Genomic DNA, 19,099 nt, shown 5'->3' on the forward strand with positions numbered 1-19,099 from the left:
TCACCGCCGCCCACTTATTCATCACCACACTGCGCCTGACACGCCCAAAAGCGCCTGGGGCAGCCTGAGTCTCTACGGCATCCTCCGCGAGCTCCCGCACCGGCCCTGACCAACCGCTGTCCCCGACGCACCCGCTGCAGCAGACCCATGACTACAAGCGCAACGGCACCACCACCTTGTTCGCCGCCCTTGAGGTCCTCACGGGCAAACTCAGCGCGAACGCCTTCTATCCCAAGCACACCAACATCGAGTTCGTCGATTTTCTGGGCCGGGTCGCCGACGCCCACCCCGGAATCGAGCTGCATGTCATCTGCGACAACTATGCGACGCATAAGCACCAGAACGTGAAGGACTGGCTGGCCGACAACCCGCGCATGCGCCTGCTTTTCACCCCGACCAGCTGTTCCTGGCTGAACATGGTGGAGATCTTCTTCGGGATCATCACCCGCCAGTGCCGCAAACCCGGGACCTTCAGCTCGGTGAAAGAGCTGGAAGAAACCATGGAACGCTACATCGAGAACTACAACCAGGACGCCAAACCATTCACCTGGACCAAATCAGCGGATTATCTCCTGGGCAAGATGAAACGCAAACAAGCCATTAACACGGAACACCAGTTGGCGAATTCTACCCAGACGCCAACGCGTCGCCCCGGCCGCGACTAGAAGGGCAGCGGGCCACGTGAAGCGACTCTGCAGTCTAAAACTACCCGTCGTGAAGCTCGCTACGGCCCGGACCAACGCAATGCAGCACCGGAAGAACTGGAAGCGGGCAGCTTTTCAGGATCGGTGACATACTCCCGGACCATGCGTCTAGGGCTGCGGTGCCGGCTCCGCTGTCCTCAGCATCCGGCGGAGGATCTTGCCCGAGGAGGACTTCGGCACGGCGTCGATGAACCTGACCCGCCGGATCTTCTTGAACGGCGCCACCCTCGCGGCCACGAATTCTTCCACGGCTGCCTCGTCCAACTGCTCGCCGTCCGCGCCCGGCTGCCGGACCACGAAGGCCATCGGCACCTCTTGGCCGTCGGCGTCGGTGGTTCCGATCACGGCCGCGTCGGCGATGCCAGGGTGTGTGAGCAGCAGCGCCTCGAGCTCGGCCGGTGCGATCTGGTGGCCCTTGTACTTGATCAGCTCCTTGAGCCGGTCCACGATCGACACCACACCGTCAGCCCGCACCGTCGCGATGTCACCGGTGTGCAGGAAGCCGTCCGCATCGAGGGTGTCCGCCGTCTCCTCGGGCCGGTTCAGGTAACCGAGCATCACATTGGGCCCGCGGCAAAGCAGATGGCCCGGGGCGCTGGTTCCCTCGGCGGGGACCTCGATCTCCTCCCCCGTGGCAGGGTCGACCAGCCGGCATTCCATGTTGGGCACGGTGTAGCCCACCGAGCTGACCGGCACCTCGGTGGCATCGACCGGGATCAGGTGGGAGACGGGGCTCATCTCCGTCATGCCGTAGCCCTGGAGGACCCGGCAGCCCAGCCGCTCGGCCAGCCGCGCCCCCAGTTCCCCGTCCAGCGGAGCCGCTCCGGACAGCGCGGTGTGCACGGAGCTGAGGTCATAGTCCGCCACCAGCGGGTGCTTGGACAGCGCCACGGCCACCGGGGGAGCGATGAAGAGGTAGCTGCACTTGTGGTCCTGGACCATCCGCAGGAACTCTGCGAGCTCGAACTTCGGGATGGTGACCAGGCGGGCGCGCTCCCGAAGGGCTAGGTTCAGCAGCACGGTCAGTCCGTAGATGTGGAAGAACGGCAGCAGCGCCAGGATACGGTCGTCGGGCCGGACCTTGAGCAGTCCGCGCGACTGTGCCACGTTCGCGACGAGGTTCCGGTGGCTGAGCCGCACGCCCTTGGGCCGTCCGGTGGTCCCCGAGGAGTACGGCAGCACGGCGACGTGGGTGGCGGGGTCGAAGCTGATATCCGGGGCAGGCGCGCCGCTGGTGAGCAGGTCCTGCAGCGAGGGGTGACCCTCGGCGCCGTCGAGCACCACCAGCCGGTCCGCCGGGATCCCGGCCCGGCCGGCCGCCTCGCGGGCGGCGGGCAGCATGGCGGAGATCGTGAACAGCCAGCTGGCTGAGGCGTCGGTGAGCTGCTTTTCGATCTCGTCGGCCGTATACAGCGAATTGACGGGCGTGACGGTGGCGCCCGCCCGGAGCAGGCCGTGAAACACTACGGTGAACCCCGGGATGTTCGGGCAGAGGATGGCGGCCACGCCGTGGATGCCCAGTCCTTGGGCGGCGACGGAGCCGGCGAGGGCGTTGATCCGGTCGCGCAGCTCGCGGTAGCTCGTTTCCGCGCCGCTGCTGCCGTCGACGACGGCGACCCGGTCCAGGTCGTCCTCCTTCAAACCGCCGAAGAGGTACCCGTAGAGGCTGACGTCGGGAATATCAACAGAGGGGAACGGGCTCGAGAACACGCAAAATCTCCTTTGATCGGCGTCCGCCGGCTCGGCGGTGGTTGGTGCCACTCTAGTGCCGCGGCGCGGGTTGGGACAGGATTCCCGAGATTTGACCGCCGCCACTACCCCTCATGGGCAGTCTCACCCGGATTCTTTCCGGCACCCTTAGTCTGCTGCCGGGGAAACAATTCAGGCAGCGGCATAAAAACCTTTAGTGCCGTCCGCGCGCTCGTCACCGTTGAGACCGTCACGTCTGTCACCCCGATCGAAAACGCCGACCTGATCGTCAACGCCAAAGTGCGCGGCTGGAACCTTGTTGTGAAGAACACGGTCACCCAGCTGATCGCGCAGATCCGCCGGGTCGGCCGGGAAATCCCCGGCGCGGACCTGGTGGTGACGGGTCTGAGGGGCCATGATTACTCCAAACCGGGAAAACCGGACATCGCCTGGGATGACAGGGGTGCCCGGGATGACAGGGGTGCCCGGGATGATCTCGTGTCGGCGCTGGTTACCGACGCCCTGACCCTGCTGGGCAGTATCGATGCCGAATATCTCGATGAGGCGCAGCAGGAAACACCTGCCCTGCTGGCCTTGGTCGCAGGGCAGGACGTCGAGCCGGCCGAAGGCTCCGACGGCACGGACGGTCGGTAGAGGATCGCCCGCAAGGTCGCCCCGGACCGGGTGATCTCCACCGTTGACCCGGATACCCGGCACGCGCATAAGAGCCGGCAAAAGAAGATCGACGGCGGCCGGCCCGCAGAACAGCGACGCGGCCCGCGGTGCCGAACTCATTGCCGCCGACACCAGCATCGGAACCGTACAGGTCCAGGTGCTGGGCCATTCCGCCTACGGCAGCGGTGACCTGCTGGCCGCGCTCAGGCCGCCGGGCACACCCCGGTGATCAAACCGATGCCGCTGGGCCGTGCCGTCCCCGACGGGTTCACCGTTGAAGACTTCACCATCGACGATGCCGCGAACACCGTGACGTGCCCGGCGAAGATCACCCGCCCGGTCAGCGCGAAAGGACGGGCAAGTTTCGGCAGTGCCTGCGGAGGCTGCCCGCTGATGGGCCGGTGCACGACGGCGAAGAACGGGCGGAAAATGCTGATCCACCCCCACGATAGGCTCCGACCGGCCTGAACGACGGCCAGAAACCCCGCGAAGCGCCCAAGACAGGCCACGGACCAGGATTTCAGCCCGCAGCGCCCCCAACCGACATCCGGCTCCGGCACAAAAAATGGCCCTCCCGAAATCCCGGACGTCACAGAACCGCCTAAATCAGCACGGTCCTAGCACGACCCGATCCGAGGCTAAAAGTGTGGACATTGTCCACACGTCCTTTTGCCGTATTCCATACCCCTCCAACGACTGCGGCCCGTTCAGGGACCGCGGCAACGTCGCGGCACCGTAGTGTCTGGCCGTCTTAGTCGGCGGCATAGGCCTACATTGAAATTTCCTCATTTCGGTCATCCTCTCCCAAACATTTCATCGGCCAAAGCGCAGGAAGCTACATGATCGAATGCCATCTGCGATGAGACCAGGGGACGGCAGCCAAAGGGAGCAAGAAAGCCAGCGAAGAGATGACAACGCGTTACGAAGTATCAGGACCTGACTCCCCGCAGTTGGCCACCCTCCTTTCCCTTCCCGTCTGGAACGATCACATCCGGAGCCAATCGCCCATGGCCAACTCAAGGACGTGCTCAACCGCGGATTTAGAACATACCACTCCTCCACTTCCGCGCCGCCGACCTCAGGCCAGCGCCTGTCCAAAAGAATCAGGGAAAACGAATCACTTTCGATACCGACTACCGATTGAACCAAGGTCATGGATATTCTCACGACATTCGGGTCGAAAACAGACTCGTATGATGGCAGCCTGGACTGGAAGGGAGCCCCTCCGCCCATGACAGGACGCCGGCGTGTTGTGCCAGGAACTGCAAACGACGGCGGCCGTCACGCTCATTGGCGCGATTGGTGCCTGCGAGCAACAGATGCGAGAGCACGGGTTCGCTGCGGTGCGAACCCCGCAGCGAGCCTAGGCAGCGGCCACAAACTATGCATTCCTTGCAGTCCGAATCCGGGTAGGCCCGTCTCCTTGACGCAGGGTCCGCCCAAGTTCATGCAGCGCCGCACGTTTGTCCTCTGGAAGGTCCAGCATGGTTCCAAGAGCACTTTTGATGTCTTCCACGGTGGCAGTATTCGGTGCAAGGGCTGCTCCGAAGCCGGTGGATTCAAGGGCCGCGGCGCCGGCGAACTGGTCCGTGGAGAAGGGTAGAACCACCAACGGCACGCCGAACGTCATGGACTCAGTGACACTGTTGTTGCCCCCGTGGGTTACGCCGGCGGCGGCAGATTCCAGTAAAGTCACCTGCGGCAGGAATTCACCCACCAGCCAATGCTCCGGAATTTCACCGAGCGCCGTAAAATCCGCTGAACCGTAAGCCACGGCAGCTCGGATCCCGGATTCCCGCAGTGCCGTGACGACCTTGGTGAGGACGTCGGAGCGCACCGAAAGAAAGCTGCCAAAGCTCACATAGACAAAAGGCTCATTGGTGGAGGCAATCCACTCTGCGACGTGCGGGACGGTGGGCTCGGCACGCACGGAGGAGCCCAGGAATATGTGTTGCGGAAGGAGACCCATCCGTTGCGTTGGCACCAACTCTGCAGGATAGTTAAAAACGAGCAGGTCCCCGTGCTCGGCGAAGGCGTCGGGTGAGGGCGGGAGCGTGGGAGCCAGCTGGGCCAACGCCAGGTTCCACTCAGCGGTAAACGATTCACTGACCTGCACACATAAGTTCTTCAGCTCTTCCAGTTCGGTCTCACCCGGAGAGAATGAAGCCGGCCACGCCGGAGGATACCCGTAGACCTCCGCTGCCAAGGGCAATGGCAATGCCGTGGGATGGCCCAGGACGACGTCGATATGATGGATCCCTGCGGCAACCATGGCCAGACGCGCGCTGAAAGCCAAATGATCGACAATGATTGTCTGCGGTTCAATGTCCTCGATGATCGACTGCACTGCCCTGGCCGTCTTGACAGGCTCCCACATCAGGTCGTTCATGCGGGCCTCCGCCTGGAAGGAAAGAGTCCCAATCATGCCGTTGCGCGTGGCCGAGAAAAAACCGCGAAGTGCATCATCCTCACCTTCAGGCTGTTCTTCGGCGCGGATCACCCCAGGGTTTGAGCCACGGCTAAGTTGTAGGGAGGCATGTTCAAACCCAAAGGATTCCACGATGGATGCCGTGGCGGGTCCGGTCGCGACCACAACCCGCTCGCCAGCGGCCAACCAGCTGGTTCCCAAGGCAGCCAGAGGATAGAGGTGAGAGGCGTAGTCGGGGCTGATGATCAAAAGTGTCATGGGTTGGCAATCAATTCTCGTCGCAGTTCAACATCGTTGTGGTGCACGTCGGAATACACCCGGGTCAGCGTGTGGGCCATCGCTTCGATCGTGAAACGATCTTGGACGACACTGCGCGCGTAGGCAGCCCGGGCATCTGTGACTTCATTGGCTGCGCACGCCAGTGCAACACTGATGGCCTCACTCAGCAACGCAGTGTCCCAGGTTGTTGTGAGAAATCCGGTTAGCCCCTGTTCCACATACGTCGCTGGACCACCGGCATCCGGCCCAACCACCAGCAAACCTGAGGCCATGGCCTCCAACAGCGCTATGCCAAATTCTTCCTTGAGGCTCCCGCAGACGTACACACCTTTCGGAGCCGCGAAACCAGGCATTCCAGTGCGGGTTGCGGCGACCCATCGGGCCACGGTGTCGTTCGGGCGGTGACCGGCAATCAACAAACCCTCCTGGCGCTGTTCCTCTGGACTGACTGTTCCGTTGATCAGCTGAAGCTGTTCGCGTTCGTCCGCTGACGGGTTTTGGAGATTTCCACCAATGATCAAAAGGTTGGTCCGGTGACGCAGATCAGAGCCTGCCCACGCTTCAACAATGGTGGACATCCCCTTGACCCGGTGCAACCTGCCAACACTGGTCAGCAAGGGCAGCCCGCGGCGTTCGGCTGGAAGATCGTTGAGGAGGTCTCGAAGTTCCAGCAATGCCGGACTCGCTGGTTGCCCGGAAACCAAGGACTGGGCTTCAAGAACCGCACGGTCAACCACTCCCAGATCGATGCCTTCGGGGACAATGGTGTGCCGCTGGGGTTCCTTGCCGATATCAATTCCAATCAGCTCGATGATGTCGTGCCGAAGATTTGGTCGGGGGAAAAACACGGTATGGGCTGAATTGGCGGCGAGTCGTTGAACGAGTCGGGCACGAAACCAAAAATGTTCAATTTCATCAGTGGTCCCGAAGTTCTCCCGGTTGAGGGTTCCTGCATGATCCATGGAGTTGATGACTGAGTGCGGATCCGGTGCCACCGTGAAGACCACCGGGATATCGAGGGTCCGGGCGACGTCGAAGGCAGCCAGGCTGCCTATATCCGCCATCCGAAGGTGAATCACGTCAACGCCTCCGGCGGCCCTGAGTATGCGGCTGATGCCACGACGGGCAGCGACCAAAAACGGCCAGGCATTCGCTGATTGTTTGGGGTCCTGCAGCAACGGGATACGGCCGTAGAGGTGACCGTGCTCGGTGTTCCCCAGTGCTGTCATACTCTGTGATGCCGCTTGCGTGTCACCCATTGAAAGGGTGAGCACACGGTCAACCTGCAGGCAATGGCCCTCGCTCACACGGAAGTCATCCGGATCGCGCTGCTGGCCGGCCACGAGGGCGTCACCCAGACGCACCAACAAGGTGGCGATTCCGCCGTTGTCTCCACTGCCGGAATGGCTTAGGTGCGCGTCGATGTCGGCGTGCAGAAAAAGCTGGGCGACCGTCAGGTTTGACTCTTGTTGCGGAATGGCCTCGCCTATATCTGGAACTTCAAGGACATCGAGGTCCAGCAAGGAGAGCTTGGCTACCTCGGCGAGATGACCTCCGCCCTCCACCAAAATGGTCAGCAGATCGACTATTTTTGGCTGGCCCTTTCGTTGTCCCAGGGCCGCGACGGCGGCAATGCGGACGGGCACATCCTCGCTACTGTCATCTGCCAGGCGCAGCAACAACGTCGTGGCGATGGAGTGTTGCACTAAGCCAAGTGTCTCCACCAACCGATAGCGGCTCTCTACTTCCGTGACGCCAAGGAGCGCGCTTTCCAGGGAGACGGAGACGATTTCTGGCGCGGAAAAACCCCACGCTTCAAGGGTTCGCTGGGACAACATCCCCGCAAATCCGCCCGAAGCGACGAGCCCAACAAGCCGTCCCATGGATTCTGGGCGAGGAAGGCGGGACCTGTGCGCCCACGCCGCGTGCTCGCGAATAAAACCATGTTCGCTGGAGAGGAGTTCGGAAAGGACAATGTCGGCCTCCTCGTCAACCATTTGCGCCAGCGCATGAGTTGCTGCAATCGCGACAATCTGGTCCTTGGAACTGATGGCGCTGCGGAGTATGCGGATGTTTCGCACACCGCCGTTTTGACTCGCTTGGACTGCCAGATCGTCGGCCAGTCGCAGGGCATCAACGAGACGAGCAGCATCCTTCAATGCGTCAAGACAGTTCTGAACCCTCACGCGTGTACCTCTTCAGGGATAAGCTCTCGCCAGCGCAGTATGTGGACTACAACCCTGATCCTAATCACCGACAGGTCAAATCAGCCACACGGAGGGCCACACTTTCTCCCACAGGGTAACTGCGTGCTTCTGGCGGATAACTGAATCAGCGCTCTACAGCGGGGCCGCTGGATCCGGCAACCAGGGCGTCTGGACGTAGAACAAAGCGATTGAACTGACTCACGTTACGCAGTCCGCAAAAGCGAAGATCGGCTGCAGCAAAAACCCCACGAGCCTCTTTGGCTCGGAATGGACCAGCACTCGGAAGCAATTCCTAACCACCATGTCAGAGGGTGCAGACAGGATGGGCACACGCACTTTCCCATTCGCACTTCACCCAGCACCCACGCCATTCCAGCAGGGAGGATCGCCTACGACATCCACGCGCCCGTTCTGCTCCTTCAAACCGTGCAGTCCGTCGAGGCCTATGACGAACTCTGCGCCACAGGGCGCATCGTGCCCAACCCTTCGCAGGCAACGCCGCGCATGGCGGACGCCTACACATGGATTTACCGCCAAATGAACCACCGGCTCCCTACTCGTGGAGACGGAGCCCAGTGGTTCTGGGCGAAGATCCGCCGGCGAGACTTGGTCTCCCGTTGCGGCTGGGCAGAGGGAGGGGTGCTCCTGACGTGCCGCCTTACCCCCGAGTCGTGAACTGGACCTGAATGCGCTTGGGCTCGGCGCTTGGAAAGCACGGCGGTCACGACGCCACCGCCTGCTAGTTCCGCGCCGATGCCGTATACGAACGGGTCCGTATCGACCTCAGCACCGGGTACTTCGACTCCATTGACGAAGACACTCACCTGACCGCTGACCATCCGGTCGGTCACTGCGGGTGCGGGTTGGTCCCAGGGGTTGTCGCTTAGTCCGAGCTCGTGCCGGTACTGGTTCATGAGGATGTAGTTGACGTGGTCGACCAGCACTCTGCGGACCGAAGTACGCTCGGATGGGTCACGGTGCCAGGTAGTTCGCACGGGCTCCCACAGTTGCGGTATAGCATTCGCTTTACCTGCTCGACCAGCCGCGCGGGTCGGGGCCACGGCGGAACATCCTCGATCGCCCTGCGCGCCTGCTGGTTGACGTCGGTGAGATTTATTGGGTCTAAGCGGTCAATCGGGTTCGCCAGAGTGTATAGCTGACGCCCGCTGTCATTTCACTGTATCCGCTGAGCGTCCTGACCATATCCCAGGACCGACGGTATCCGTGTCCTCCAGCGAGGGCTGGGACACCAGTCTCATCACCGGGATGGGCATGCGTTTCAGGCGCTCAGCCTGCTCGACACGAGGGTCGGGCGCGTCTTCGGGGAGAATTCCTGTCCTTCTCGTACCACGATTATGAACCAAGCACGTGATTGGGAGCATATAACTATAGAAGAGAACAGTGACCCTTGGAGGATCCCCTGTGGAACGGTTCGTTCCCCTTCACGGCACTACGGCCGGATAGCCCGCCGGATGTGAGGACTAACAAGAGAAGCGCTGCCCGGCGGGGGTGCCGGGCAGCGCTTGTTTTGTTATTGCTTAGGACAGCCCTGGGCAGAGCGGCGAGGGGACTTAGTCTTTGGAGTCTTTGTCTTGGGAGTTGTCCTCTTTGGAGTTGTTGTCTTCGTTGCCGTCGCGGGTCGGGGTGGTTGAGACGACGGTGCCTGTTTGTTCGTTCAGCAGGACCTTCTCGTCCCGCTGGTGGTGGAAGTTGAACATCGCATTCACGGAGCCGGCGGTGGCGTCGGCGGAAGCGTCACCGATCTGGCCGGTATGCCAGTTATCTTCGATGAAGCGCAGGATGGAAGCCTGGTCGGTCTGGGTGTGGTCCACGAAGTTCTTCTTCGCGTACGGCGAGATAACGACCAACGGCTGGCGCGGGCCGGGGCCGCAGCGGTCGGCGTAGCCACCGGCCATGGGGACACCCTTGGCGGCCGCGTTCTGGCACCAGGCTGCGTCATCGACGGTGGAGGGGTTTTTTTTGTCGGCGTTCTGGGCGGTATTGGAGGAGTTCTTCACCTGTGCGGCGACGTGGTCGTACCAGCCGTCCGAGTCGTCGTAGGCGAGCACGACGGCGGTATTTTCCCAGTTCTTGGAGTTCTGGATCTGGTTCACGGTGTTGGTGATGAACTTTTGCTCGTCGATCGGGTCGGAGTAGGCGGCGTGGCCGTCCTGGGACATTCCCGCCTTCAGGAAGGACACCGCGGGCATGTCGTCAGTGTTGAGGACCTTGTTGAACGCTGTGAGGTCGTACTGGTGGTTGGCCCGGCCGTTGTGGCCGATTTCTGCGTCCGACGCCGGTGCCAGGTGGTGCGGGTTGGCAGTGGAGGCGTAGTACTGGAACGGCTGGTGGTGCGGGGAGTAGTCGACGACCTTGGCGCCGGCGGCGTTCGTGTGGCTGGCCAGGCATGACGCCGGGGTGGTGCCGGTAGCGGCGGTGGTAGGCGTGAAGCCGCCCTGGAACCAGCCCCAGGAGGTGCCTTGGGCGTTGAGCAGGTCACCGATGTTTTTACCGGTCATGCCAGCCAGGTTGCCGGGCTCTTTTTTGGTGTGGCTGTTGTTCGAGCAGTCGTCGTAGACCGGGTCCGGGTCGTTGATGACGGTGCCGACCCCGTTAGCGTCCGGTTGGCGGACGGTGTTGCTTCCCGTAGCCGGGGTGGCGACGGGCTGGCCGGCCGGGCTGTATTCCTTCACTCCGTGGGTCTGGCCGGAGATCAGGTTCAGCGCGCCGGGGGTGGAGGGCCCGAAGACGGTGCTGAAGTGGTTATCGCTCATCGCGTAGTTCTGGGCGTAGTTCCAGATCCCGGTTACGGTGTTGCCGTCGTAGTAGTCCATTGTCAGCCCGGGACGCCCGTACTGGTTGGGGCCGCAGGCGTCCCGGCTGGTGAACTGGACGAACTTGTCCACCGCCCCACCGTTGTAGGCGTTCTGCTCAGCCTTGTATCCGTGGTCCTGATCGCAAGTGACGGCCTGCATCGGGGACAACCGGGCAGGCTGGACCGAGTTGGGGTTGTTCGGTGCCAGGAGCTTGGCGCCGGCGAGGGTGTTGATGTCCTTGGGCGTGTCCTTGCCGGCGGTGAAGGCCGCCGCCGGGGTGCCGGAGCCCTGCTGGGTTTCCCCAGGCGTGTTGGCCGCCTTGGGGTAGGTGGCGAAGTAGTGGTCGAAGGAGACGTTCTCCTGGAAGATCACTACCACATGCTTGATCGGTGTTGCCGTTTCTAAGGAATGTTCGGCGGCGGTCGCCGATTCGGTGCCGAGGCCGAGCAGCCCCGATGTCAGGGCCGAGGCGACCAGGGCCGCCGCGCCTGCGGCGGCGGCGGCTTTGCGGGCGAACCTGCGTTTTGCCTGAAGGTGAGGCATGAGTAATCCAGTCTTTCGCGGGTGAGGATTTCGGGTGCTATATAAGCGCCCTCCAATGGTTACTAACCGGTAATTAACCACGGGCGACGGCTTGGTGAACCTCAGGTGACGATGCCGGGACGTCAGCGACCGCAGCTCAGAATCACGCCATCATCGATGCGGCTGCGTATGCGTCATGGGCTTGAACTCTCTACCATGGGCATCAAGACGAATTGTGGATTGGGTGACAAATGGTTGCCTGGAATAACCAAGAGTGTTACCTGGATTTAAGCTGGGGCCCGTAGGTTCGCTGGGATGACAAAAACTCCAAAAACAGTCAGTAGATCCACCAACGAGCATGTAGCCAGCGCCTCCGTCCTGCGTAAGTTGTCAAGGTCCGTTCGCGGCCGCAAGCCGCTCGCGGTTGTGGCCGCGGGCTGTACGTTTGCCGTTCTGGGCCGTGCCGGCATCGCTGCCGCTTCGACGTCGTCATGCGCCAGATCAGGTCCGCGCCCGTGCCGGCGGCCTGGCCCCAGAGCCGGAAGCCGTAGAAGCCGCGATCGGCAAGCAGGTGGACTGCTAACCTGGGGCTCGATCAGGGGCCGCCGGGAAGCTCGGCGCATTTGTGGAGGCCCTGCTCCGCCGCGGTCCGTCCTGGAACCGTGGATCACCGAGTGACCAAGCGACTGTCCAGAAGGCCGCGGCGGAACGGGAAGCTGCGGCCGCTGACGCTGAACGCAAAAAGGCCGAAGCGTTCGAGCAGTCGATTGCAGAGATGAACGACCGCTCTTCCTCCCCGGAATCAGCCGTTGGCGCCCACCCCATCCGGGCTGAAATGGACACTTTTGTCGGGGGAAGCCTCACCTCCTGCTGGCACTGCGAGGAGCCGATGCTGGTCTAGGACGCGCGGAGCCCAGGATTCAGGAAGAGATGGGCCCGGATCCCCCGCCCGGCCGTGAAGTCCGAGGTCGCATCAAACTGCCGGTTAAGCAGGTTCGGCGCAACGATGCCCTGCTCGCCCTGGTAAGAGTTGTAGCGCTTCTTCCGCCGGACCTTGCAGACCAGCCGCAGCGAACGCAGCATTCGTCTGACAGCCGCCGCAGATCCGGTCAGACCAGCCAGCGCCACCAGCGTGACTGCTCCGGTTTCGGCGTCGGTTCCGGCTCCGGCTCCTCGCCCAAGGCCAGCGCGGCCTCGACGATGTCGTCCGCGGTGAGCGTCATGACGGCCTCACGATCGAGCGCGTCGAGACTTTGTTCCTCGTCGAGCGACAGCCGCAGCGCCTGGCGGTTGAGCGCCTGCTCGAACAGCGTGCGGGCGAACCGTGCGTTGCCGGAGTCCTCGCCCGCGTGGAGCCCGGTGAAGATGCGGCGCAGCATCTGGTCCGCACCCGGCTCCAGCGTGTAATCGTGCTGGGCCAGCATCTGGTGGAAGATCGTCTGGAGTGCGTCGACGGAGTAGTCAGGGAACGTGATCTCGCGGGCGAACCGGGAGCGCAGTCCGGGGTTCGAGAGCAGAAAGGACTCCATCAGCCGCGGGTACCCGGCCACGATCACAACCAGACGGTGGCGGTGGTCCTCCATCCGCTTGAGCAGGACCTCGATCGCCTCGGGGCCGAAGTCCATCCGGCCGTCCTCCGGGGCCAGCGCGTAGGCCTCGTCGATGAACAGGACGCCGTCCAGCGCACGCCGGATCACCCGGTCCGTCTTGATGGCCGTCGCGCCGACGTACTGCCCCACCAGGCCCGAACGGTCGACCTCGACCAGGTGGCCTTTCTGCAGCAGACCGACCGCGCGGTACATCTCGGCCAGGAGCCGCGCCACGGTGGTCTTGCCCGTGCCCGGGTTTCCGAGGAACACCAGATGCTGTGATGTGGCCACCTCCGGCAGACCGTGCGTCTTACGGCGGGCCTGGACCTGGAGCAGTGCGACGAGGGCCCGCACCTGTTCCTTCACGGTCTCCAGTCCGACCAGCGCGTCGAGTTCGGCCTGCACCTCTGACAGCGGCCGGGCCGGCCCGGGCCTCGCACCGATGAGATCGCCGACCAGGTCGTCGACGCGCCCCGAACCGGGCAGCTTGAGCTGATCGGCCAGATGGCCGATGGTTTCGCGCAGGTCTTCGAGCGGATTGCGGCTGGCAGCCATGTCTCCACTGTAGTACTCGATTCCCGACCGGGGTGGGGTTGGCCTCACCAGTATCAACTCCCTTTTGGTCGTTCCTGCGATAGCGACCTTCTCTTATCCATGAAACTGCTCCCCCGAAATTCCAGAACTAAATTTTTCAGTCCAACTTTCGAGGCACGCCCACGCCTCGCTGCCGACACGTTGAGCTAATTCATCGGGCTTTTCCCTGGTTCAATTGAATGAAACGCTGTATGCAGGAAGGGCAGGTCAACCGACACACTGGCCCGCATAACTGCTCTCATCGGGAATCGAATATAGCGGACCGTGTACATACCGGGAAGGCCGGGAATTCTTTCGGGCACAGCCCGCGGTGACCAGGCTTGTTGAAGGATTCCTAGGTCGCGTGGCTGTTGGACACAGGCGGGAGCGGTCGGGATGCACTCGTTCACAGAGGACGGAGTAACCCCGCTGTATGTATGTGAAGCTGTCCCATACCTGACCCGCGAGGAGCGACACGGCCCCGCAGGCGTCCCCCACGAGAACGGTCCGCCCCTCTGCCAGCCCGGCATGACAACCTGTGCGACGACGTCGTCGTACGGATGCTCGGGGCACAGTTCCAGCAGCCGGTCGACGGCGTGGCCGAGGCCGGCGAACTCGCGGCGCAGCCGCTCCCGCGGACTCCCGGAGCGCTGGTGCCCTGGCGCGTCTGTGGCATCCCGGTAGACCATGAATGCCGCCAATCCGTTCCCGGCTTGCTGCGACTGCGGGGACATGGAGCGATGCGCCGCTTGTTCTCGTGAGGGCTAGGTTAGGCGTATGGGTGAATCTTTGAATGAACCGCCGCCTCCCGCCGCCGATTTCGGGGCGGAGGCACGGATGCGTTTGCGCAGCGAGCTCGACGCCGCCCGGTATTCGGCAGTTGACGAGCATTGGGCTGGAGGGGTCCAGCCGCAATACGGGGTGGCGCCAAGGATCAGAATCGGACAGAACAAATGGTTCAACCTTCTCTGGCTGATCCCGATCGGGCTGCTGATGCTGATCGTCGGTGTGGCAGTCGCCCAGGGCATCCGTGAACTGCCTACCGTGCAGGCATTCATGCAGCGTTATCCCGGCGAGTCACAGCCGCCGGGGGATGCTCCGGTTGGATTCCCCGCGTGGGTCGGCTGGCAGCACTTCCTCAACATGTTCTTTATGATCTTCATCATCCGGTCCGGAGTAACGATCATCGCGGACCATCCGCGGCTCTACTGGACTCGGCACGCGACGCCGGGCAAGGACTGGTTCCGGGTGCAGAAACCAGTGCCCACAACCCCGCTCTACACCGCGAAACAGGACTCCATCACGCTCCCGGACGGTGTCGGCCTGCCGGGTCGGCGGCACTCGATCGGTCTGGCCCGCTGGTGGCATCTGGGCATCGACACGCTGTGGCTGGCGAACGGTCTTGTCTTCTACATCCTGCTGTTCACCACCGGCCAATGGATGCGGCTGGTTCCGCTGCGGTGGGATGTTTTTCCAAACGCCGTTTCGGTCGCGATCCAGTACCTCTCGCTGCAGTGGCCGACCGAGAGCGGGTGGAACAACTACAACAGCCTGCAACTGCTCGCATACTTCATCACGGTGTTCATCGCCCCGCCTGTAGCGCTCCTCACCGGGCTGGGCATGTCCCCGGCACTGTCCACCCGGTTCCGTTGGGTGAGCCGACTCTTCAGCATCCAGGTCGCCCGGTCCCTGCACTTTCTCGTGCTGTGCTGGTTCCTCCTCTTCATCGTCATCCATGTCACTCTTGTGTTCACCACCGGCGCCCTGCGAAATCTCAACCACATGTACGCGTCGCAGAACACCTCATCCTGGACCGGGTTCTGGATCTTCGCAGCCTCGATGGTCGTGATCATCATCGCGTGGGTCGCCGCGACCCCGTTCACGTATCGCCATCCGAGGGTCGTGCAACGCGTGGGGTTCGCACTCGTCGGACCCGCACAGCGGCTGTTCGAGCACGTCGACTCGACGCCCGGCGAGTACACAGAGAAGGACATCTCGCCCTATTTCTGGCACAACGGCAACTACCCCGACAGCGCGAACTACAAGCAACTCCAGGCGAACGGCTTCGTCGATTACAAGCTCGCTGTCGGCGGCCTCGTCGAGAACCCAGTCGAATTGTCCCTCAAGCAACTTCGAGCACTTCCTAATCATGAGCAGATCACGCAGCATTTCTGCATCCAAGGCTGGTCCGGCGTGGCCAAATGGGGCGGCGTCTCCATGCAGACCATCCTGGACACCGTCCGCCCGAAACCCGAAGCGAAATGGGTGATCTTCTACTCGTTCGCCAGCGGCCCGGAGGGCGGTCTCTACTATGACGCCCACGCGATCGGGCAGATGAGCTACCACCTGACGATGCTCGCCTACGACATGAACGGCGCACCCGTGTCCTTCGGCCACGGTGCACCACTGCGCCTCCGCAACGAAGTCGAACTCGGATTCAAAATGGTGAAGTGGATCCAGGCGATCGAGTTCGTCGAAAGCTTTGCCGACATCGGGGGCGGGCTGGGCGGTTACAACAACGACCACGAGTTCTTCGGCTACCGACAATCCATATGACGGAAGCGAAACCCTTCGTCCATTCCGTCGCCAAGGGGCCGGGGCTGATCGGGCGCGCGATGGTTATGGTCGCGGCGGATCGTCTACACGGCGCAGGCCATAAAGGCGCCCCGCCGACCCCCGGCGAAGGCAAGCTTCACTTCAATGGAAGGGCACCCGAAGACGCCGATCCTTCGCCGGTGCCCAGCGCTGACCGCACCACATGAAGGTTTAGGATCAGCCTCATGAGCACTTTCCAGCCAGGACCTCAAACGGAAACCCTTGCATTGGCCGATTGTTGGGAATATCTTCAGTCCTCCTACATCGGGAGGCTGGCAGTGATCAATGGCACCAGCCCCGAAATCTTCCCAGTGAACTTCCTGACCCTAGGGCAAATGTTGGTTTTCCGCACCGCGCCGGGAACGAAGCTGCGGGCACTCCTTACCGGCGTTGCGGTGGCCTTGGAAACTGACGGCCTTAACCCCTATGGCACCGAGGTCTGGAGCGTTGTAGTCAAAGGAATACCAGCCCCGTTCAACGGTGACCCGACCAGCCTGGAAGAGGCGGGCCCTGACCGTGAACCATGGGAGCCTGGCCTCAAAGAGCATCTCGTGCAGATCAGGCCTACAGAGGTCAGCGGACGCAGATTCGCGGTTCACCCACGATCCCGATGGTGGCCTCCACAGGATTTCTCTGCTGACTGGCCCTGAGGCCAGAACAACTACCAGCTTCAGCCCACGTATGCGAGCCCGCGACGCCTGATTTGACGACTGTAGGAGCATCGTCGTAGACAAACAGGTGATGACGGGCAGGAGCTCTGCGACGGACCCGCACCATCCAACAGCCGGCCGCGCCAGCGGACGCCCAAAACGGGTGCGAGCCCCGCGAGCATGCATCTGGGCTGAGATTTGTTGGACCGGCTTGGTACGGTGGCAGTGGGCGTGGGCCGAGCTGCGTCAGGCGGCTAAAGAGTCAGGGGTGACCTCGTTCCATGCCTGCACACGGGACGATGCCGCTGGCAAGACGACCCGGAGTCCGTACGGGCCATGACGGACACGATCAGGCGCACCCAGAAGTACACTGCCGACGGTCTCCAGGACGGTCCGGCGCGGTAGGGACGGGCCTGCCGCGTGGCAGACCCGCCCTGACCCCGGTCAGCTTCCTTCGTCGTTGCGGACCTTGGAGTTGGCGCGGTAGGCCATGATCGAAGCTCCAAGCGCTGTCCGCGAGAGCACGAAGTTCACGATGGTCAGTGGTTCCATGAGGGTCGTAGCGACTCATGTCACGATGCTCGCGAAAGTGTTGTGCGTGCTTCAGTTATTTATGCTCGCGTGGATGATGTTTTTAGGGCCCGTGTTTTCGCGGCGGCGACGGCGATCAGCTGGGTCTGGATGGTGGTGCTGCCTCGGGTGAGGTCGGCCGGGTTGGTGATTGCCATGAGGTCCGCGAGTTCAGCGGCTTTGGCTTCGGTCAGGATTTTGGAATTGATGACGCGTTGGTACGGGGTCCGCGGTTGTCATAGATCCAGTGCGGCGGCCGTGTCGTAGCGGTAGTGGAAGGCGTGAAGTAGAGGTTTTTGTCGGCGGCCCAGTTGATCAGGCGTGGTTGATGAATTCGCCGCTGTTGTCGGTGTCCAGACCGACCAGGGGGAATGGCAGTCGGTCCACGACCTCATCCATCGCTTCCAGCACCCATTTGTGCGCCCCGTTACGGACCGCGATGTTCTCGGTCCAGCCGGTGAACACGTTTGTGGCGGTCAGTGTCCTGATGAATTCCCCGGCCAGGGTGGGGCCGCAGTGAACGATCATGTCCGCTTCGATGAACCCGGGGGCCTGTTCGTGTTCGTCGCCGGCCTCACGGATCGTGATGGAGTTCCGGCGCAGCGGGCCGGCCTTGGTCGCAGAGAGCCCGTTGGTCTGTCCGCGTCCTTGGTGGGTTTGAGGAGCCGGTCGATCGTGGCACCGGAGATCTTCAGCAGTTGCCCCCTGACCGCCGGGGTCAGCCTCTTCGCGTCGAGTTCCCCGAAGGCCTGAAGCTTGGGCAACCAGATGCGCATGGTCGCGGCCAGATACTTCCCCGAGGGCATCCCCGCGAGCCGCCACACACTGATCAGGACCTTTACGGTCTCATAGCCATAGGTCCGCCCCCGCGGCTTAAGTACGACCGATTTCGCCGGGCCTCTACGCTTCCGGGCCATAGACAGGGCCCGGCGGGCGTCGGCCCTGGACGACCCGGTAACCGCCACGAGCTCGTCCAGAATCAACCCCTTGGCGTTCTTCGACGACTTCGCATAATCGGTCGCGTACTTCTTCGTGATTTCCCTGCGCGTTGCCATCGACAGGTCCATCCCTCATCGTCACCGCCGTGCCCGTAGCGGCCCGTAATTTCGCGAGCGTTTCTCAAATGAGGTATGCACCCCGTTTCGCGAGCACTATAGGTGAGTCTCGTCGGACCCTAGTGCCCGCGGCCGGTGCGGAGTAATCACCCACGTGAGCGGGGCCTTGGACCCGGCGTCGTTGAGCGGCCATAAAACCTACGCTGCAGTCAGGGGCAATCCCGAACTTCTTACGGCGAGCGGTCTCCTCCGTCAATTCTGATGGTGCGCCTTCTGCAAGTCGATGCAAGGAGATCATCATGAAGCGCTTGCGTGTCCTCACAGCCCTGATTTCCGGGCTGATCCTCGGAATTGGTCCGACGGCCAACGCCGCGCCTTCCGGTCCCCCCGTCCCCGTCGCCGGAACGTTCACTGTCCACTGCGGTCCCACAAACGGCGGCTTCGACGTCACTGAAGTGGTCACGGGCAGCGCAAAGAACATAGTGAAACCTGACGGGACCATCATCAGCACCTCTCCAAACCTCAAAATAACGCTCACGGCAAACGGAAAGACGCTTAACTACGTGGTGACCGGCGTTCTCTTCTTTACACCTCACATAGGGCTATTCATGTCAGGGTCTCTTTTGGGTTTTGGTTGCTTGCTCGATACCAATTCGAAGCGGCCCTGACCTCTTTTCCGCCTCACCACGCCGGGCGGGGAACGGCCTACGCCGCGGCGCCGGTCTCAGACCGGCCCCAACCGGGCTC

16 protein-coding genes and 1 pseudogene are annotated in these 19,099 nt (G+C 62.4%); 9 read left to right on the forward strand and 8 right to left on the reverse strand.

Going from position 1 to position 19,099, the window contains the following annotated elements:
- Positions 1–134: 134 nt before the first annotated feature.
- Entirely contained in the window at positions 135–665 is a 531-nt protein-coding gene (locus ABIB27_RS17770; RefSeq protein ID WP_354254528.1) for an IS630 family transposase, read from the forward strand.
- 147 nt (positions 666–812) lie between these two features.
- On the opposite strand, the gene ABIB27_RS17775 is transcribed toward ABIB27_RS17770, so the two are convergent.
- Complete coding sequence (locus tag ABIB27_RS17775; RefSeq protein ID WP_354217816.1) at positions 813–2,414, reverse strand: AMP-binding protein; 1,602 nt, start codon at positions 2,412–2,414, stop codon at positions 813–815.
- 12 nt (positions 2,415–2,426) lie between these two features.
- Here ABIB27_RS17775 and ABIB27_RS17780 point away from each other — a divergent pair.
- From ABIB27_RS17780 to ABIB27_RS17795, 4 genes and pseudogenes are all read left to right on the forward strand, one after another.
- A pseudogene (locus ABIB27_RS17780) lies at positions 2,427–2,711 on the forward strand (hypothetical protein); the annotation flags it as partial.
- A gap of 3 nt (positions 2,712–2,714) precedes the next feature.
- Positions 2,715–3,047 (forward strand): hypothetical protein, encoded by a 333-nt coding sequence (locus ABIB27_RS17785; RefSeq protein WP_354217819.1) that lies wholly within the window; start codon positions 2,715–2,717, stop codon positions 3,045–3,047.
- 43 nt (positions 3,048–3,090) lie between these two features.
- On the forward strand, positions 3,091–3,297 hold the full coding sequence (locus ABIB27_RS17790; RefSeq protein WP_354217815.1) for a hypothetical protein: 207 nt from the start codon (positions 3,091–3,093) through the stop codon (positions 3,295–3,297).
- Positions 3,294–3,536, forward strand: a complete 243-nt coding sequence (locus ABIB27_RS17795) for a hypothetical protein (RefSeq protein WP_354254509.1) — start codon at positions 3,294–3,296, stop codon at positions 3,534–3,536. The genes ABIB27_RS17790 and ABIB27_RS17795 overlap by 4 nt, the downstream gene beginning before the upstream one ends.
- A 913-nt stretch (positions 3,537–4,449) precedes the next feature.
- Here the strand turns inward: ABIB27_RS17795 and ABIB27_RS17800 are convergent.
- From ABIB27_RS17800 to ABIB27_RS17810, 3 genes are all read right to left on the reverse strand, one after another.
- A complete protein-coding gene (locus ABIB27_RS17800) occupies positions 4,450–5,754 on the reverse strand; it encodes a glycosyltransferase (protein WP_354217813.1) in 1,305 nt (434 codons plus the stop codon).
- Positions 5,751–7,961 (reverse strand): glycosyltransferase, encoded by a 2,211-nt coding sequence (locus ABIB27_RS17805; RefSeq protein ID WP_354217812.1) that lies wholly within the window; start codon positions 7,959–7,961, stop codon positions 5,751–5,753. The genes ABIB27_RS17800 and ABIB27_RS17805 overlap by 4 nt, the downstream gene beginning before the upstream one ends.
- A gap of 1,592 nt (positions 7,962–9,553) precedes the next feature.
- The gene (locus tag ABIB27_RS17810; RefSeq protein ID WP_354217811.1) at positions 9,554–11,341 is read right to left on the reverse strand and encodes a phospholipase C; all 1,788 of its coding nucleotides are present in this window, start codon (positions 11,339–11,341) and stop codon (positions 9,554–9,556) included.
- Between the two features lie 604 nt (positions 11,342–11,945).
- Here ABIB27_RS17810 and ABIB27_RS17815 point away from each other — a divergent pair.
- Positions 11,946–12,221 (forward strand): hypothetical protein, encoded by a 276-nt coding sequence (locus ABIB27_RS17815; RefSeq protein ID WP_354217810.1) that lies wholly within the window; start codon positions 11,946–11,948, stop codon positions 12,219–12,221.
- On the opposite strand, the gene ABIB27_RS17820 is transcribed toward ABIB27_RS17815, so the two are convergent.
- Together ABIB27_RS17820 and ABIB27_RS17825 are read right to left on the reverse strand one after the other, a co-directional pair.
- Positions 12,218–12,403 carry a hypothetical protein gene (locus ABIB27_RS17820; RefSeq protein WP_354254511.1) on the reverse strand — a complete coding sequence of 62 codons (186 nt, stop codon included), beginning with the start codon at positions 12,401–12,403 and terminating at the stop codon, positions 12,218–12,220. The genes ABIB27_RS17815 and ABIB27_RS17820 overlap by 4 nt on opposite strands.
- A gap of 26 nt (positions 12,404–12,429) precedes the next feature.
- The gene (locus ABIB27_RS17825) at positions 12,430–13,464 is read right to left on the reverse strand and encodes an AAA family ATPase (protein WP_354217808.1); all 1,035 of its coding nucleotides are present in this window, start codon (positions 13,462–13,464) and stop codon (positions 12,430–12,432) included.
- A gap of 795 nt (positions 13,465–14,259) precedes the next feature.
- Here ABIB27_RS17825 and ABIB27_RS17830 point away from each other — a divergent pair.
- Both ABIB27_RS17830 and ABIB27_RS17835 read left to right on the forward strand, forming a co-directional pair.
- Complete coding sequence (locus ABIB27_RS17830) at positions 14,260–16,038, forward strand: molybdopterin-dependent oxidoreductase (protein ID WP_354254513.1); 1,779 nt, start codon at positions 14,260–14,262, stop codon at positions 16,036–16,038.
- Between the two features lie 224 nt (positions 16,039–16,262).
- Positions 16,263–16,727: a pyridoxamine 5'-phosphate oxidase family protein gene (locus ABIB27_RS17835; RefSeq protein WP_354217806.1), complete on the forward strand. Its 465-nt coding sequence runs from the start codon at positions 16,263–16,265 to the stop codon at positions 16,725–16,727.
- Between the two features lie 885 nt (positions 16,728–17,612).
- On the opposite strand, the gene ABIB27_RS17840 is transcribed toward ABIB27_RS17835, so the two are convergent.
- Both ABIB27_RS17840 and ABIB27_RS17845 read right to left on the reverse strand, forming a co-directional pair.
- Positions 17,613–17,825 carry a hypothetical protein gene (locus tag ABIB27_RS17840; protein ID WP_354217805.1) on the reverse strand — a complete coding sequence of 71 codons (213 nt, stop codon included), beginning with the start codon at positions 17,823–17,825 and terminating at the stop codon, positions 17,613–17,615.
- Positions 17,822–18,352, reverse strand: coding sequence for a hypothetical protein (locus ABIB27_RS17845; RefSeq protein WP_354254515.1), 531 nt, complete (start codon positions 18,350–18,352; stop codon positions 17,822–17,824). The genes ABIB27_RS17840 and ABIB27_RS17845 overlap by 4 nt, the downstream gene beginning before the upstream one ends.
- A 299-nt stretch (positions 18,353–18,651) precedes the next feature.
- Between ABIB27_RS17845 and ABIB27_RS17850 the strand changes: the two genes are divergently transcribed.
- The gene (locus ABIB27_RS17850; protein ID WP_354217803.1) at positions 18,652–19,020 is read left to right on the forward strand and encodes a hypothetical protein; all 369 of its coding nucleotides are present in this window, start codon (positions 18,652–18,654) and stop codon (positions 19,018–19,020) included.
- Positions 19,021–19,099: the final 79 nt, after the last annotated feature.

The sequence above is a fragment of the Arthrobacter sp. UYEF21 genome (assembly GCF_040546085.1).
Lineage (GTDB): Bacteria > Actinomycetota > Actinomycetes > Actinomycetales > Micrococcaceae > Arthrobacter.